This window comes from Shewanella sp. YQ_9, assembly GCF_043103185.1.
In the GTDB taxonomy this organism is placed as follows: Bacteria; Pseudomonadota; Gammaproteobacteria; order Enterobacterales; family Shewanellaceae; genus Shewanella; species Shewanella algae.
The window spans coordinates 1-14,998 of sequence record NZ_JBICJO010000009.1 but is presented as its reverse complement, the minus strand read 5'-3'; the positions used below and the strand labels follow the sequence as shown (position 1 = coordinate 14,998).

The window sequence follows — 14,998 nt, the reverse complement described above, 5'->3', positions numbered from 1 at the left end:
ATATTGTTGGCAGGGCTGCCGGACTGCAGCCCTGATTAGGGGGGAGGAAGAATGCTTACAGATAGGGACGAACCAACTCCGCCATCATCTCTATATGGCGCGGTCTGTCGTTGAGCGCCGCTATATAGCGGAATGACTTACCACCGGCCTGTTCGAAAAACTCACGGTTCTGCCCGGCAATCTCCTCCAGAGTTTCCAGGCAGTCGGCGCTGAATGCAGGACAGGCAACGGCTACATCTGTGATCCCCTGCTTTGGCAGAGCCATCATGGTTTCATCCGTGTAAGGGCCCAGCCATTTGGCCTTGCCGAAACGAGACTGGAAGCTGCTGATCACATCATCCTCTGCCAGCCCAAGACGTTCGGCCAACAATCTTGAGGTCTTGATACAGAAGCAGTAGTAAGGGTCGCCCAGCTTGAGATTCCGCTCCGGCATACCATGGTACGACAGCACCAGTTTCTGCGGTTTGCCGTGTTGGGCAAAGTCTGCTTCGATGGACTCGGCCAGCGCATCGATAAACAGCGGATTATCGTGGTAGGTATGGATAAAGTGCAGCGACGGCAGGTAACGCCATTGAGTCAACTCTTTGGCTATGGCATCAAATGCAGAGCCCGTGGTAGGGCCGGCATATTGAGGATAAAGCGGCAGCACAACCAGTTTATCAACCCCTTGATTGTGCAGGCGTTTGAGCACATCGCCCACCGCCGGGTTGCCGTAACGCATCGCCAAGGCAACTTCGGCTTCAACGCCTTCGGCCTTGAGTTTTTCTGCCAAGGCCTGGGTCTGGCGCTCACTGATATCCATCAGTGGCGAGCCCTTATCAGTCCACACCTCACGGTAAAGGGCCGCCGATTTGGCCGGCCTGACCCTGAGAATAATGCCATGGAGAATAAGCTTCCACAGCGCCTTGGGGATCTCCACCACCCTGGGATCGGAGAGAAATTCGGCCAGATAACGCCTCACCGCCGCGGGTGTCGGTGCGTCCGGCGTCCCCAGATTCAACAGCAATATCCCGGTTTTACCACGCCCGGCGTGGCCCTTGTCTTTATCAAGACCGATAAACTTAGCCAAAATCACCTCAGATAGAAAACGAATAAGTCAGATATTAAAGCACAGATTCAATCGCTTTGATCAATTCATCACTATCGGGTTTGACTCTGGAGTTAAAGCTCTGCACCTGTTTACCGTCGCCACTGACCAGGTACTTGTAGAAGTTCCACTTGGGCGCGCCGGCCTGCTGCCCCAGATAGGCAAATACCGGGTTCACATCACTGCCACGAACCGCAGAGGTAGCCACCATGGTAAAGGTCACGCCATAGTTGATGTAGCACACCTTGGCGGTATCTTTCTCTTCGTTTTCTTCCTGGAAGAAGTCATCGGATGGGAAACCTATCACCACCAGCCCGCGCTCGCGGTAGTCCTTATGCAGGGCTTCAAGCGCTTTGAATTGAGGCGTAAAACCACAATTGCTGGCGGTATTGACCAGAAGCACAGGTTTACCTTGGGTGAGTTCACATAGGTCGACAGACTCCTGGGAATGGAGCTTTCTCAACTTGATATTGAGGTAATCGGGGCACTGACCGGCAACAGCCGCCGTGGGCGCTAAAGCCAATGCTGTAAAAGCCAGCCTCTTCAATGCAGGCCCGGTTAAATTCAATCTTGCCAAGGGCTTGAACACCTTCACCATAACACCTCCATTTGTTTTTATTCTTACCAGCTTCAGCCGTTAAAAGTAGAAGCCAACATTGATATTCAGCCTTGAATGCCAGCTGCTGTCGCCTTCGGCAATACCTATGCCGGGGCCGTTGACAAACCACATGTTTTTACCGGCGATCCAGTCCACGTAGGAGTAAAACTTACCGGCGCTGATGGCGCATCCTGTGACATTCTGCACCGAATCATCCAACCCGGTACCCGAGGCAAATACCTGGCTGTAGTCGTTATAACAGTTGAGCTGAGTGATAGGGCCCCAATCAACATCTATGGTGCGCGAAAGGTTAAATGTGAGCACATCGGCCTCGGCCGCTATCTCAAACGGGTAGGCAAAGGCCGACAGTGCCAAACGCTCGCCTGGCATGTCATAGTCATAATGCAGATACTGCACCTGAGTCTGCCAGGCGTGCCAATCCATTTGCCAATGGGCTGCTACCGCCAAGCCATCTGTGTCTTCACCGGCAACGGCGCCGGCCATTGGCTTGTAGTCCAAACGGCTATATTGCACAGAAGCGCCCAGTTTATGGGCAAACTCGCCATACTTCAGGCTGCGCTCGACTCTGGCGTTAAACTGCCCTGCCTCTTCATAGGGGGCGTTTTCTGTGGTGGCGACATCGAAGGAATAGCGCTTGAAGCGGCTACCGTCGCCATATTCATCATTGGCAAACCAGGCGAGATCGTAGCGCCAGCCGTCCTTGTTGTACTGCCAGTGAATACCAGCATCATAGTCGTCTTCAAAGCCGAGATAATAAGTCGCGCCGAACCAGAAGGAATGAGCCGCATAGGGCAGCAAACCGAAAGGCACCTGGGTGACCCCGAGGCGAATGTCCGAGTTTTCTGAAAAGCGATAGCCAAAGAAGGCATGCTGGATCACATCCTGATCCTGATACCAGCGGTACTGAGCCGACGCGAACAGTTCTCCGTTATCGTATTTGACATCGGCGCGAAACAGCTCGAACTCCAACTTGGCATCGTCATCATAGTCTTTCCAGCCATAGTTGACTCGTACCGCCCCGCCGATATCCAGCTCGTCGGAAACCGGCACGGCCGCGGCCGGCAGAGTGAAACAACCGGCCAGAGCCAGACCCAAAGCTGAAAATAAAGTGGTTTGCTGCAATTGCATTCCCCTTCCATCCTTTTCACAAAACAGGCGCAACACAATAACAAAAAGATAGCTCTTTTTCGAACAATCCACTCAATACAAACAAAAAAGGCGTCATTCCGACGCCTTTTGCAGTGCTTTCCCACTAATCCATATCCAGGGTAACTCCCTCCATGAAACCTGAGTTGCCGGTGTCATTGCTGTGGAGTTTAATCATGAGTCGCAGGTCGTTTGGCGAGTCGGCATGATGCAGTGCATCGGCGTAGCTGATCTCCCCTTCACAGTAGAGCTTGAACAACGCCTGGTCGAAGGTTTGCATCCCCTGCTCGTTGGACTTGGCCATGGTATCCTTGAGCACGTGCAGTTCGTTCTTTTGAATAAGACTGGCCACCCTGGGGGTGTTGATCAGCACTTCGATGGCGGCGCGCCGGCCGCTGCCGTCCACCTTGGGCACCAACTGCTGGGCCACAATACCGCGCAAGTTAAGCGACAGGTCAAATAGCAGTTGTTGGTGCTTACTCTCTGGCACCAGGTGCATGATGCGATCCAGCGCCTGGTTGGCGTTGTTGGCGTGCAGGGTTGCCATACACAAGTGGCCGGTTTCGGCGAACGACAGGGCAAACTCCATGGTTTCCTGGGTACGGATCTCACCGATAAGGATAACGTCCGGCGCCTGGCGCAATGAGCTCTTGAGCGCCGCATCAAACGACTCGGTATCTATACCCACTTCCCGCTGGGTGATAATGCTCTTGCCGTGTTGGTGAACAAATTCCACCGGATCTTCGATGGTGAGTATGTGTCCCCTAGCATTAGCATTACGGTAACCGATAAGTGCCGCCAGCGAGGTGGACTTACCCGTACCGGTTCCCCCGACCATGATCACCAATCCGCGCTTGCTCATTACCAAGTCTTTGAGAATGGGCGGCAGGTACAGCTGCTCCACAGTAGGGATCTTGGTTTCGATACGCCGCATCACGCAGCCCGCCGACTCCCGTTGCCAGAAGGCACTGACCCGGAAACGCCCCAGCTCTTTGGCGCCCACGGCAAAGTTACATTCGCGGGTCTCGTGAAACTCCTTTTTCTGCTCCGGCGTCATCAAAGACTCAACAAACTCCAGCGACTGCGCCGGGGTAAAGGCGTTTTCCGCCAGCGGCCTGAGTTCACCGTCCACCTTGGCACTGGGAGGAAAGGCGGCGGTAATAAAGAGATCCGAGGCCTTGCGATCCACCATGGCTTTGAGAAAAGGTCTGACTTCCATGGGAACTCCTTAGAAATTCGCTTGTTTGTTGGAGCTCTTGGCCATGGCATCTTCCCGACTGATCAAGCCGCGATTCACCAGGTTCTGCAGGCTCTGCTCCAAGGTTTGCATACCATGGGCCATACCGGTTTGGATAGCAGAATACATCTGTGCCACCTTGTCCTCACGGATAAGGTTTCGGATAGCCGGGGTTCCCATCATGATCTCATGGGCCGCCACCCGGCCGCCGCCAACTTTCTTGATCAGGGTCTGGGAGATAACCGCCTGCAACGACTCAGACAACATGGTACGCACCATGTCTTTCTCGCCTGCGGGGAATACGTCAACCACACGGTCAATGGTCTTGGCCGCCGAGGTGGTGTGCAAGGTACCGAACACCAAGTGGCCGGTTTCTGCCGCGGTCATCGCCAGGCGTATGGTTTCCAAATCCCGCATCTCACCGACCAGGATGACATCCGGGTCTTCACGCAGGGCGCTTCTGAGGGCGGCGTTAAAGCTGTGGGTATGGCGGTGCACTTCCCGCTGGTTGATAAGACATTGCTTGTTTTGGTGCACGAATTCGATAGGGTCTTCAATGGTGAGAATATGATCGTGACGGTTCTCATTGACGTAATCTATCATCGCCGCCAGGGTGGTACTCTTACCCGAACCTGTGGGGCCGGTTACCAGCACCAGGCCGCGAGGATATGAAGCGATTTTCTTGAAGATTTCCGGCGCGCCCAGTTGTTCCAAAGTCAAAATGTCGCTGGGAATAGTACGAAAAACCGCTGCGGCGCCGCGGGACTGATTGAAGGCATTGACACGAAAACGCGCCAGATTGGGAACTTCAAAGGAAAAGTCGATTTCCAGAAACTCTTCATAATCCTTACGCTGCTTGTCATTCATTATGTCGTAGACAAGTCTGTGAACCCCTTGGTGATCAAGCGCAGGGACATTAATCTTTCTGACCTCGCCGTCGACGCGTATCATGGGAGGCACACCGGCCGACAGGTGCAGATCCGAAGCGTTATGCTTTACACTAAAGGCCAATAATTCAGTGATTTCCATAGTTTGGGATATCCGTTCAACCAAAAAGTTTACATCATGACAACAATAGCAGACAGACTGGCGCTAGCCCAGCGCAGGATAGCTCAAGCGGCGCAAATTTCGTCCCGAAATGCAAGCGAGATCAAGCTGCTGGCTGTCAGCAAGACCAAGCCGGTCGCCGACATTGAACAAGCTTATGCCGCCGGGCAACGTTGCTTTGGCGAAAACTATGTCCAGGAGGGGCAACAGAAAGCCATGGAACTGGCGCAGCGCTGTCCCGATATAGAATGGCACTTTATCGGCCCGCTGCAATCCAATAAATCAAGAATTGTCGCCGAGCACTTCCATTGGATGCACACCCTGGAGCGGGAAAAAATTGCCCGCCGCCTGTCGGAGCAGCGCCCAGAAGGCATGCCACCACTGGAAATCTGCATCCAAATCAATGTTTCGGGTGAAGATTCCAAAGCAGGAATAGCAACACAGAGCGAGATGTTTCAGTTGGCAAGCCTGGTGGACTCATTGCCCAACCTCAAACTCAGGGGACTGATGACAATTCCCAGTGCCGGTGAAGGCCCAAGGCTTGAGGCGGAGCTGTCGCACATGCAGCAACTGTTTGCCGAGCTGAAGCTCAAGTTTCCACAGGTGGATACCCTGTCCATGGGTATGAGTCAGGATCTTGAGCTCGCCATAGCCAAGGGCTCTACCATGGTCAGAGTCGGTAGCGCTATTTTCGGCGAGCGGAACTACGGCTGATAAACCAGTCAATAAGATCTGAGATTGGCCGCTGAGACCTTGTTTTTGATAGTATTGGCCCAAATACTAATATCTCCCGCACGGTCAAACCCGATGCGGGATACACTCCAATCACAAGTGACAGGGGACAGCATGGCTCAAAAGAAAATCTGTTTTATCGGCGCCGGCAATATGAGCCGCAGTATCATCAGCGGGCTGGTGGGCAGCGGTTATCCGGCTGAATTGATCCAGGCCAGCAACCCAAGCACAGGTAAACTCGATGCCCTCAAGCGCGATTTCGGCATCCTCACCACCACAGACAACCAAGCCGCCTGTGACTGGGCCGATATCATAGTGCTGTCGGTCAAACCGCAACTGATGCAGCAGGTGTGTGAGCAACTGGCAACACTGCCGCTGGCCGACAAACTGTTTATTACCATAGCGGCAGGGATCCCGGCCGCCAGATACAATGACTACTTCGGCCAGCAGATTAAGCTTATCCGCACCATGCCCAACACCCCAACCCAACTTGGCTATGGCATGACAGGCCTTTATGCCGCAAGTGGGGTTGAGCAGGCGGATAAAGATCTTTGCCAGCAGATTATGGCCAGTGGCGGCGAGACCCTGTGGGTAGACAAAGAAGCGGATCTCAATTTGGTGATCGCCTTGGCGGGCAGCTCTCCGGCCTATTTTTTCCTGTTTATGGAAGGCATGATGGATGCGGCCAAAGAGCTGGGGCTGGATGAATCCAAGGCTCGGTTACTGGTGCAGCAGGCGGCTCTGGGGGCCTCACAGATGGTGATTCAAAATCCTCAGCTGAGCGCCGGCCAACTGCGGCAGAATGTCACCTCCAAGGGCGGTACCACCCATGAGGCGGTGGAAACCTTCCAGCGAAGTGATCTCAAGGGACTGATCAAGCAAGCAATGAATAACTGTATTGCCAGGGCTGAAGCCATGGCCAAAGAATTCTAAACGACCCAAGGGCGAAACTTTTCATGAATGAAGCATTGATTTACCTGATTACAGTCGTATTCGACCTCTATTTTATGGTAGTCATACTGAGGATCTGGCTGCAGCTGGTGCGGGCAGATTTTTATAACCCCTTCAGCCAGTTTATCGTCAAGGCCACCCATCCTATTGTGGCGCCCATGCGGCGGATACTGCCCTCCATAGGCAGTCTGGATACGGCCTCTGTGGTGCTGGCACTGCTGGTGGTAGTCGCCAAAATACTCTTGCTGACTCTGATGGCGGGCGAAGACTTCAACCTGGTTGCAACCTTGATTTTTGCCCTGGTGTCCTTGTTCAAAAAGGCCGGGGTATTGCTGTTCTGGATCCTGATCATTCGCGCTATCCTCAGTTGGGTCAGCCAGGGACGCAACCCGATTGAATATGTGATGATGCAGTTGACCGAGCCACTGCTGGCGCCCATTCGCCGCTTCCTGCCGCCCATGGGTGGGCTGGACTTGTCGCTGCTGGTGCTGATGGTATTGATGAATTTCGTCAACATACTGTTGGCCAAGACGATTCCTTTCTGGGCCATCGCTTGATGAAAGCCGTTAGCTGGGAGCAGCAGGATCTGCTGCTCAATCTCTATATCCAGCCCAAGGCCAGCCGGGATCAACTGGTTGGCCTGCATGGTGAAGAGTTCAAGGTGGCCATTACCGCGCCACCTGTGGACGGCAAGGCCAACGCCCACCTGACCAAGTATCTGTCCAAGGCCTTCAAGGTGCCCAAGGGGCAGATAGCCATAGTCAAGGGAGAACTGGGCCGCCACAAGCAGGTGCGTATTGAAGCGCCCAAGATACTGCCCGCTGAAATCGAGGCCTTGCTCTGATGCCATGGCAGCAGACAAGGGACTATAATCAATTCAACACACTTAACCTCAGGTAAAGCATTATGTTGCGCAAATTTTTGACCCTGCTTTTGTGTCTCGGCTCTCTGGCCGGTGTCGCCCAAGCCGAACAGAAGCAGACCGTCGGCCAGTTCGATATTCACTATATGGCGCTGGGCAGCACCTTTTTGACGCCATCCATCGCCAAGAGCTACGGCATAGAACGCAGCCGTTACACGGGTATCATCAATATCGCCGTATTGGATACCAGTGAAGAGGGCAATCCGGCAGTACCGGTCGAGATATCCGGCCTGGCCAACAATCTTATCGATGCCAGAATGCAATTGAAATTCCGCGAAATTCGCGAGGGTGATGCCATCTACTATATTGCCGAGGTGCCCTATCGCGACGATCAAGAGATTAACTTTCAAATCCTGATAAAACACGGCAACGAGCTCAACACCACTCTGGCGTTCAAACAGAAATTCTACGTCGATTGAGCAGCACATTCCGTCAATAGAGCGCCGCCGAATGAGCGGCGTTTTTTATGGCCGCCCCGAGTGGATATTGACTGCCGACTTAGAGAAACGACAACAGCCATTAGGGCTCAAACCTTCCACGGCTCTACTTGTTTTCGCACCTTTTCATTGTCGCTGAGTGAGTAAACTCTTTTGCAAAATGATACTATTGCCGGCATTGCGAAATAAGGAAAATCCAAGATGAAACAGATAGTGCTTGCCAGTGGCAACAAGGGAAAACTCAAAGAATTCGCCGAGATGTTCAACGCCTTCAATATTGAGGTGTTGCCACAAAACCAATTCGATGTGCCTGAAGTGGCGGAAACCGGCACCACTTTTGTTGAAAATGCCATTATCAAGGCGCGCCATGCAGCCGAAATCACCGGTCTGCCCGCTATTGCCGATGACTCAGGCCTCGAAGTTGATGCTCTGGACGGCGCTCCCGGCATCTACTCCGCCCGTTACAGTGGCGCCAACGCCACGGCCGAAGGCAATTACAACAAGCTGCTTGGCGCCATAGAGGCAACGCCAGCCCCCCGTACTGCCCGTTTCCAGTGTGTACTTGTGTATATGCGTCATGCCAAGGATCCGACTCCCATCATCTGCCAGGCCGCCTGGGAAGGGGAAATAGGTTTTGAACCCAAGGGCGACAATGGCCATGGTTATGATCCCGTATTCATTCCCTGTGGTTACCAGCAAACTGCCGCCGAGCTCAGCAGTGATGAAAAGAACCATCTCAGCCACAGAGGCAAGGCACTGAAATTGCTGCTTGAAGCCTTCAAACAACAGGGGATCCTCGGCTGATGCTGACGCTGCCACCGCTGAGTCTCTATATTCATATTCCCTGGTGTGTGCAGAAATGCCCTTACTGTGATTTCAACTCTCACGGAAAACAGGGTGAGCTACCGCAGCAGGAATATGTCGATGCCCTGCTTGGCGATCTCGACGCCGACCTGCACTATGTTCAAGGCCGGCAACTGCACAGCATATTTATCGGTGGCGGCACCCCCTCCCTGTTTGATGCTGCCCAGATAGGCAGGCTGCTGCAAGGCGTGAACCGGCGCATTGCCTTTGCCGATGACATAGAGATCACCATGGAGGCCAACCCAGGCACCCTGGAACATGATGACTTCAGCGCTTACCGCGCCGCAGGTGTCACTCGCCTCTCCATAGGTGTGCAGAGCTTTGCCAAAGACAAGCTCAACCTGCTGGGGCGAATTCACGGCAAGGATGAAGCCGTCAACGCCGCCAAAGGCGTTGCCGCAGCCGGATACCAGAGCTTTAACCTGGATCTGATGCACGGTCTGCCGAACCAGAGCTTTGAAGAGGCCATGGCCGATATCGACACGGCGGCGGCGCTCAATCCTCCGCACCTGTCCTGGTATCAGCTCACCATAGAGCCCAATACCCTGTTTCATTCACGCCCGCCGCAACTGCCGGACGATGAAGCGCTTTGGCACATCTATGAACAGGGCCAGCAAAGACTTGCAGCCCTTGGCTACCAGCAGTATGAAATATCCGCCTACGCCAAACCCGGTTTTCAGTGCCGCCATAACCTCAACTATTGGGAGTTCGGTGATTATCTGGGAATTGGTTGCGGCGCCCACGGCAAGCTGACGCTACCGGAGCAGGACCGCATAGTACGCACGGTAAAGATAAAACATCCAAAGGGTTATTTGGCCACAGAGGATTATCTATTTGAGGTAAGTGACGTGCTGCCGGAAGACAGGGCGCTGGAGTACCTGATGAACAGGCTGCGACTGATGAGCCCCATCCCCTGGAGCGAATTTGAAGCGCGCACCGGCGTTGCGGCCAACACCCTGGATAAAGGCATGCAGCAGGCCGCCGAGCGTGGGCTGGTGGAGATCACTCCCGGTTACTGGAAGCTCACCAACAAGGGGCATATGTTCGTCAACGATCTGCTGTCGCAGTTCTGTTAACTCCATCTCTTATTAGCCTCCTCTTGCTGCTGCCAAAGCGAAAGCAGCAAGAGGAAATATTTTCTAACATTTACGCCAATACTTAATTACCGTATTTCATTAGGATTAACTTCTTTAGACGCAAATGAGCCATAGCAATCGCGGTTTCTGTGCGTCTTTCCTGACTCGGGCCATCGTCATCCGGCCTGCCATTGCCAAGCAAAAAGGAAGTTGTCCATGCCGATAACCATAAGAAAAAGTCTGTTGACGCTGGCCCTTGGCGCCGTTTTAAGCAGCAGTTATCCCCTTCTCGCCCAAGCCTCTGTCTCCGGGCAGAGTAACCAAGCATCAAACCTGGCTCCTGAGGTCATCAAGGCCGAATCCGCCAAAGCCAACGCCCTGTTTGAAGCCATCTTTAACGAAGATGTCGCCGCCAGCCCGGTGCGGCAGACCTTTCTTGGTATCAAGACAGATTACGGCAAATGGGACTCACTGGGAGATGCGGCCGATTATGCCGCGCTTGCTCGCGCCAAGCAGCAGCTTGAGCGCTTGTCGCTACTGGATCCGACAAAGTTGGACTCACAGAGCAAGTTGAGCCTGGAGCTGTTGACCGCCAAGCTGCAACGCCAGATCCGCGATGATAAGTTTCGCCACTACAACTACCCGGTCAACCAGATGTACGGCATTCACTCGCTGGTACCTTCATTGTTGATAAACCAACACTCGATAGCCGACGAAGCCGATGCCCGCGCCTATATCAGCCGTATAACCGGGGTTCCTGAACTGTTCGAGCAGCTGATTACCGCCCTCGAGGTTCGCGCCGAGGAAGGCATAATCGCCCCCAAGTTCGTATTCCCCCACGTACTTTCAGACAGTCGCAATATTATTCATGGCGCGCCGTTTGATGGTGAGCCGGACAGCGCCATCTGGGCCGACTTCAAGAGCAAGTTGGCAAAACTCAAGCTGGATGAAGACACCCAAGATAAACTGCTGGATCAAGCCGCCATCGCCCTCAAAGAACAATTGAGGCCAGCTTACTAAAAGCTGATTGCCTATCTCGAAACCCTGGAAAAACGGGCCGACAGCAGAGATGGTGTCTGGAAATTCCCGAGCGGCAGCGCCTTCTACAACAATGCCCTGGCCAATACCACCACCACAGAGATGAGCGCCGATACCATTCATCAATTAGGGCTGGACGAGGTCGCCAGGATCCACGGCGAAATGCGCGCCATCATGGACAAAGTTGGCTTCAAGGGCGATCTCAAAGCCTTCTTCGAGTTTATGCGCCAGAATGAGGGCTTCTACTTCCCGGACAATGACGCCGGCCGCCGGGCCTACCTGAGAGAGGCCACCGCCCTTATCGATAACATGAACTCGCGCCTGGATGAAGTATTCAAGGTAAAGCCCAAAGCGCCTTTGATAGTCAAACAGGTGGAAGCCTTCAGGGAGAAGTCTGCCGGCAAGGCTTTCTACAACCAGCCCTCGGCCGATGGCAGTCGTCCGGGAACTTACTATGCCAACCTCTATGACATAATGGCTATGCCCAAATACCAGATGGAGGCACTGGCCTACCATGAAGGGATCCCCGGGCATCACATGCAGATAGCCATAGCCCAGGAACTGGAAGGACTTCCCAGCTTCCGTCGCTTCGGCTCTTACACGGCTTATATCGAGGGCTGGGGACTTTACAGTGAGTACTTCCCCAAGGAGATGGGGCTTTACAGCGATCCCTACTCAGACTTTGGCAGATTGGCGATGGAGCTATGGCGCTCCTGCCGTTTGGTGGTGGATACCGGGATCCATGCCAAGAAATGGACTCGAGAGCAAGCCATAGCCTATTACATGGACAACACTCCCAATGCCGAATCTGACGCAGTAAAAATGGTTGAGCGGCACATAGTTATGCCCTCGCAGGCAACCGCTTACAAGGTGGGGATGAACAAGATACTTGCGCTTAGAGCCTACGCCAAGGAGGTGCTGGGTGAGCGTTTCGACATTCGCGCCTTCCACACCCTGGTATTGCAAAACGGCCCCTTGCCGCTGGATGTACTTGAGCAGGAAGTAAAAGACTGGGTGGCCGCGCAAAGCCAGGCTTGAAACTGAATCAACTGCCGCTCCCGTGAGCGGCTTTTTTATGCGCTTGATTCCGTTCTGAAAACAGGCATAAAAATACCCCGGCCACCTGGGCCGGGGTAAACCAAAATCAGGATGATGGTTTTAAGGCCGACATTGTTTTAGTTCGAAAACCTGGGTCGGCATTGATAAGGGCTTAACACTCTGTGTTGAACCAAGCAGTCTACAGCAGGAGGGGTCAGTCCCACGGCACACCCGTATGTTGGTTCCACCCGAATCAACTGCAACCATTGTATTTATTTCAGAACAGACTGCAACAAGATTATTAAAAACCTTTAGGATTCACTAAACAATAAAGCGATAAAAAAACCAACAAAACCTCAATATCTACATGATATAAAAACAAAAAACACCCAAGCGGAACTTGAGTGTTTTTCATTGTTCTATTATAAGAACGATATTTCTTTATTTTTCCTGACGCAGGGCAAACAGATCTGCGTATTTTTTGTCCCAATAGGGTGGTGTACCTATGTGATCCTTAATGAACTCGATAAAGGCACTCACCTTGGGAGCCAAGTGTTTACGTCTTGGATAAACCGCCTGCAGCGGCAGATGATGGGTCAGTTGCCAATCGGGAAGTAGAGGAACCAGAGTGCCTTTTTCTATTTCATCTTCCAGCAGATAACTGGCGAGATAAACCACCCCAAGCCCACTGACAGCGGCAGACTTGAGCGCCGGCGCATTGTCGACTCTGAAATTACCCGAAACCCCTATCTCACAGTAGTCATCGCCCTTCTTGAATTGCCAGACGCTGTGCTCATGCCATTCACCGTGGTAAACCAAACAGTTGTGCTCCACCAGCTGCTCCGGCCGGGCCGGCATACCGTGGGCCGCAACATACCCGGGGGATGCCACCAGCAGGAACTGACACTTCATCAGCGGGCGGGCCACCATACCCAGAGGCAGTTGCTCTGACATGGTCAGCAGCAGATCCAGGCCTTCACTGACCACATCAACCTTATGGTCCAACAGGCTCACCTGCAGCTCGAGATCCGGGTGACGGGTCATAAACTCGGGCAGTGCCGGAATAATATGCATGGTGCCGAACGACTGGGAGATCCCTACCTTGAGCACGCCTCGGGTGGCATCATTGAGGTTGTGCACACTGGCCACCGCCTGATCCGCATCCCGCAGCAGTTCTTCCCCCTGCACATACAGCAGATTACCGGCTTCGGTGAGGCTTAAGCTACGGGTCGTTCGCTGGATCAACTGGATCCCGAGTTTATGTTCAAGATCGGCAACCTGGGTACTGACCTTGGATTTGGATATTCCAAGCCTGCGCGCCGCGGCACTGAAGCTGCCGGCACGGGCGACATGAGTGAAAATAGCGATAGGTTCTAACAGTTCTAACATGAAAGTCGCCTTAAGCCGTTTACAACACTGGTAAAAGCTTTCCTGGAAAAGCGACGGGCCTCACCGTCAAGACCCCAAAATGGGGTGTGGGCTGCCGGGTTTTGGAAAGCGCACTGGGTAGAGTCACTGAGTCCTGACTTGGGTGTCAGTTTTATTATTTTTGCGAAGTATACCAATTCTTTCTTATTGACTCTAACCCAAGGATAGCCTTGAGCCAAAAAAACCGCCGCAGTGATGGCATAATCGACAGACAACCAATAAAAAACCCCTGTATCAAGGGAGGGGAAGATACAGGGGGAATCACCAGCTTAAATCTTATTGCTGCAGTTCAACCTTGCCGGACAGTACCTGGAATTCGCCCAGTTCAGGGATCTGCTTGCGTAACTTGTCTTCCAGCACCACCAAACGTTGGAAGTTGTCGCAAAGCGCGTCGGCTCTCTGCTCCATCTCCTGGGCGCGGGACTCCATTTGCACTTCAATATCCTTGCCCATCTTTTCCATCTTCTGGCTGAAGGCATTGATCTTCTCATCAAAGGTTTCGCCCTCACCTGACATCATGGCGCTGCCCATGGCCATCATCAAACTGCCTAGCGACTGCTGTACCAGTTGCTCTATTTCTTTGGAAAACTCATCACCAAAGGCGTTTTCCAGCGACTCTTCAGTGGCCCCGAGGAAGTACTGGTCACCATTGCGATGAGCCACTTCATAGACTCGCTGTTGCAGACTGCCCATGGTTTCATCCAACTTGGCACCGGCGGCATCACCCAAGAGTGGTGTCAGAGCCATGCTCACGGCCTCGCTCGCCATGGTGACGGCATCTTCCACCAAAGAGATAACTTCGGGTAACTGCTGAGCCATGGCATCCGAGTACTCGTTGACAAGCTTGCTCTGCTCGGCATTCAAGGCCACTTCTTCACCTTCCACATAGAGGCGGCCCGGCTCAATTCGATAGTGTTCTTTCCCTTGATTACTGACACTCAGCTTCTTGGGTTCCAGTGAGATGTCGTAGTTGAGTGACATCTCGCATTGCTCATCTCTTGGCTCAAAGTTGATCGCCATAGCAGGCGCAGCCGCAAACAGTGCACACACCAAAGATATTCCACCAATCGCTTGTTTCATTCTGTCTTCCCTCTCGTTTTAATCTGCCGAGTAAACTTGGTTACCACTTATGGCTCAGAATAAAGCAGACTTTGTGCCAAATTTATAATTAACTGATACTAAAAGATTTAATGTCAAGCAAGGCAGCAGAACATGAAAATCCACCATCTAAGAGTGGCAAATTTTGCCAACTTGTAGCCGTTATGATGAATAAGACACAAGAAACCAAAGAAAGGTTTAACAGGGAATACTCTGGATGGCCAATACTGTTCCTTTTCTTCACTGCATTCGGGATTAAAAGCCATAATAGCCGCTGT

The 14,998-nt window shown here is 52.9% G+C and carries 15 protein-coding genes and 1 pseudogene; 8 read left to right on the top strand and 8 right to left on the bottom strand.

Annotated features, from left to right (window positions below; translation table 11 throughout):
* Positions 1 to 55: 55 nt before the first annotated feature.
* The 5 genes from hemH to ACF8D4_RS02635 form a co-directional block, all read right to left on the bottom strand.
* On the bottom strand, positions 56 to 1,069 hold the full coding sequence (gene hemH, locus ACF8D4_RS02655) for a ferrochelatase (protein ID WP_208138224.1): 1,014 nt from the start codon (positions 1,067 to 1,069) through the stop codon (positions 56 to 58).
* Between the two features lie 34 nt (positions 1,070 to 1,103).
* Positions 1,104 to 1,685: a glutathione peroxidase gene (locus ACF8D4_RS02650; RefSeq protein WP_081737044.1), complete on the bottom strand. Its 582-nt coding sequence runs from the start codon at positions 1,683 to 1,685 to the stop codon at positions 1,104 to 1,106.
* Positions 1,686 to 1,724: 39 nt separating this feature from the next.
* Complete coding sequence (locus ACF8D4_RS02645) at positions 1,725 to 2,834, bottom strand: hypothetical protein (RefSeq protein WP_062793317.1); 1,110 nt, start codon at positions 2,832 to 2,834, stop codon at positions 1,725 to 1,727.
* A gap of 124 nt (positions 2,835 to 2,958) precedes the next feature.
* Entirely contained in the window at positions 2,959 to 4,071 is a 1,113-nt protein-coding gene (locus ACF8D4_RS02640; protein ID WP_025887558.1) for a PilT/PilU family type 4a pilus ATPase, read from the bottom strand.
* Between the two features lie 9 nt (positions 4,072 to 4,080).
* Positions 4,081 to 5,118: a type IV pilus twitching motility protein PilT gene (locus tag ACF8D4_RS02635; protein ID WP_025009461.1), complete on the bottom strand. Its 1,038-nt coding sequence runs from the start codon at positions 5,116 to 5,118 to the stop codon at positions 4,081 to 4,083.
* Between the two features lie 36 nt (positions 5,119 to 5,154).
* On the opposite strand from ACF8D4_RS02635, the gene ACF8D4_RS02630 reads away from it, so the two are divergent.
* The 8 genes and pseudogenes from ACF8D4_RS02630 (at position 5,155) to ACF8D4_RS02595 (ending at position 12,194) form a co-directional block, all read left to right on the top strand.
* Complete coding sequence (locus tag ACF8D4_RS02630) at positions 5,155 to 5,850, top strand: YggS family pyridoxal phosphate-dependent enzyme (RefSeq protein ID WP_144220311.1); 696 nt, start codon at positions 5,155 to 5,157, stop codon at positions 5,848 to 5,850.
* Between the two features lie 132 nt (positions 5,851 to 5,982).
* Positions 5,983 to 6,801, top strand: coding sequence for a pyrroline-5-carboxylate reductase (proC, locus tag ACF8D4_RS02625; RefSeq protein WP_144159109.1), 819 nt, complete (start codon positions 5,983 to 5,985; stop codon positions 6,799 to 6,801).
* A 23-nt stretch (positions 6,802 to 6,824) separates the two neighbouring features.
* Positions 6,825 to 7,376, top strand: a complete 552-nt coding sequence (locus ACF8D4_RS02620) for a YggT family protein (RefSeq protein WP_044733985.1) — start codon at positions 6,825 to 6,827, stop codon at positions 7,374 to 7,376.
* Positions 7,376 to 7,663: a DUF167 family protein YggU gene (yggU, locus tag ACF8D4_RS02615; RefSeq protein WP_037467122.1), complete on the top strand. Its 288-nt coding sequence runs from the start codon at positions 7,376 to 7,378 to the stop codon at positions 7,661 to 7,663. The genes ACF8D4_RS02620 and yggU overlap by 1 nt, the downstream gene beginning before the upstream one ends.
* Before the next feature lie 62 nt (positions 7,664 to 7,725).
* Complete coding sequence (locus tag ACF8D4_RS02610) at positions 7,726 to 8,160, top strand: DUF4426 domain-containing protein (protein WP_025887551.1); 435 nt, start codon at positions 7,726 to 7,728, stop codon at positions 8,158 to 8,160.
* A gap of 219 nt (positions 8,161 to 8,379) precedes the next feature.
* Positions 8,380 to 8,982, top strand: a complete 603-nt coding sequence (gene rdgB, locus ACF8D4_RS02605) for an RdgB/HAM1 family non-canonical purine NTP pyrophosphatase (RefSeq protein ID WP_025009467.1) — start codon at positions 8,380 to 8,382, stop codon at positions 8,980 to 8,982.
* Complete coding sequence (gene hemW / locus ACF8D4_RS02600; protein WP_096141507.1) at positions 8,982 to 10,118, top strand: radical SAM family heme chaperone HemW; 1,137 nt, start codon at positions 8,982 to 8,984, stop codon at positions 10,116 to 10,118. Before rdgB ends, hemW begins: the two co-directional genes overlap by 1 nt.
* Before the next feature lie 216 nt (positions 10,119 to 10,334).
* Positions 10,335 to 12,194 (top strand): annotated as a pseudogene (locus ACF8D4_RS02595) (DUF885 domain-containing protein).
* A 441-nt stretch (positions 12,195 to 12,635) separates the two neighbouring features.
* Here ACF8D4_RS02595 and ACF8D4_RS02590 read toward each other — a convergent pair.
* From ACF8D4_RS02590 to ACF8D4_RS02580, 3 genes are all read right to left on the bottom strand, one after another.
* Positions 12,636 to 13,583: a LysR family transcriptional regulator gene (locus ACF8D4_RS02590; RefSeq protein WP_025009469.1), complete on the bottom strand. Its 948-nt coding sequence runs from the start codon at positions 13,581 to 13,583 to the stop codon at positions 12,636 to 12,638.
* A 315-nt stretch (positions 13,584 to 13,898) separates the two neighbouring features.
* The gene (locus ACF8D4_RS02585) at positions 13,899 to 14,702 is read right to left on the bottom strand and encodes a YggN family protein (protein WP_071237907.1); all 804 of its coding nucleotides are present in this window, start codon (positions 14,700 to 14,702) and stop codon (positions 13,899 to 13,901) included.
* Positions 14,703 to 14,815: 113 nt separating this feature from the next.
* On the bottom strand, positions 14,816 to 14,998 hold a 183-nt coding region (locus ACF8D4_RS02580; RefSeq protein ID WP_392468284.1), incomplete at its 5' end, for a hypothetical protein.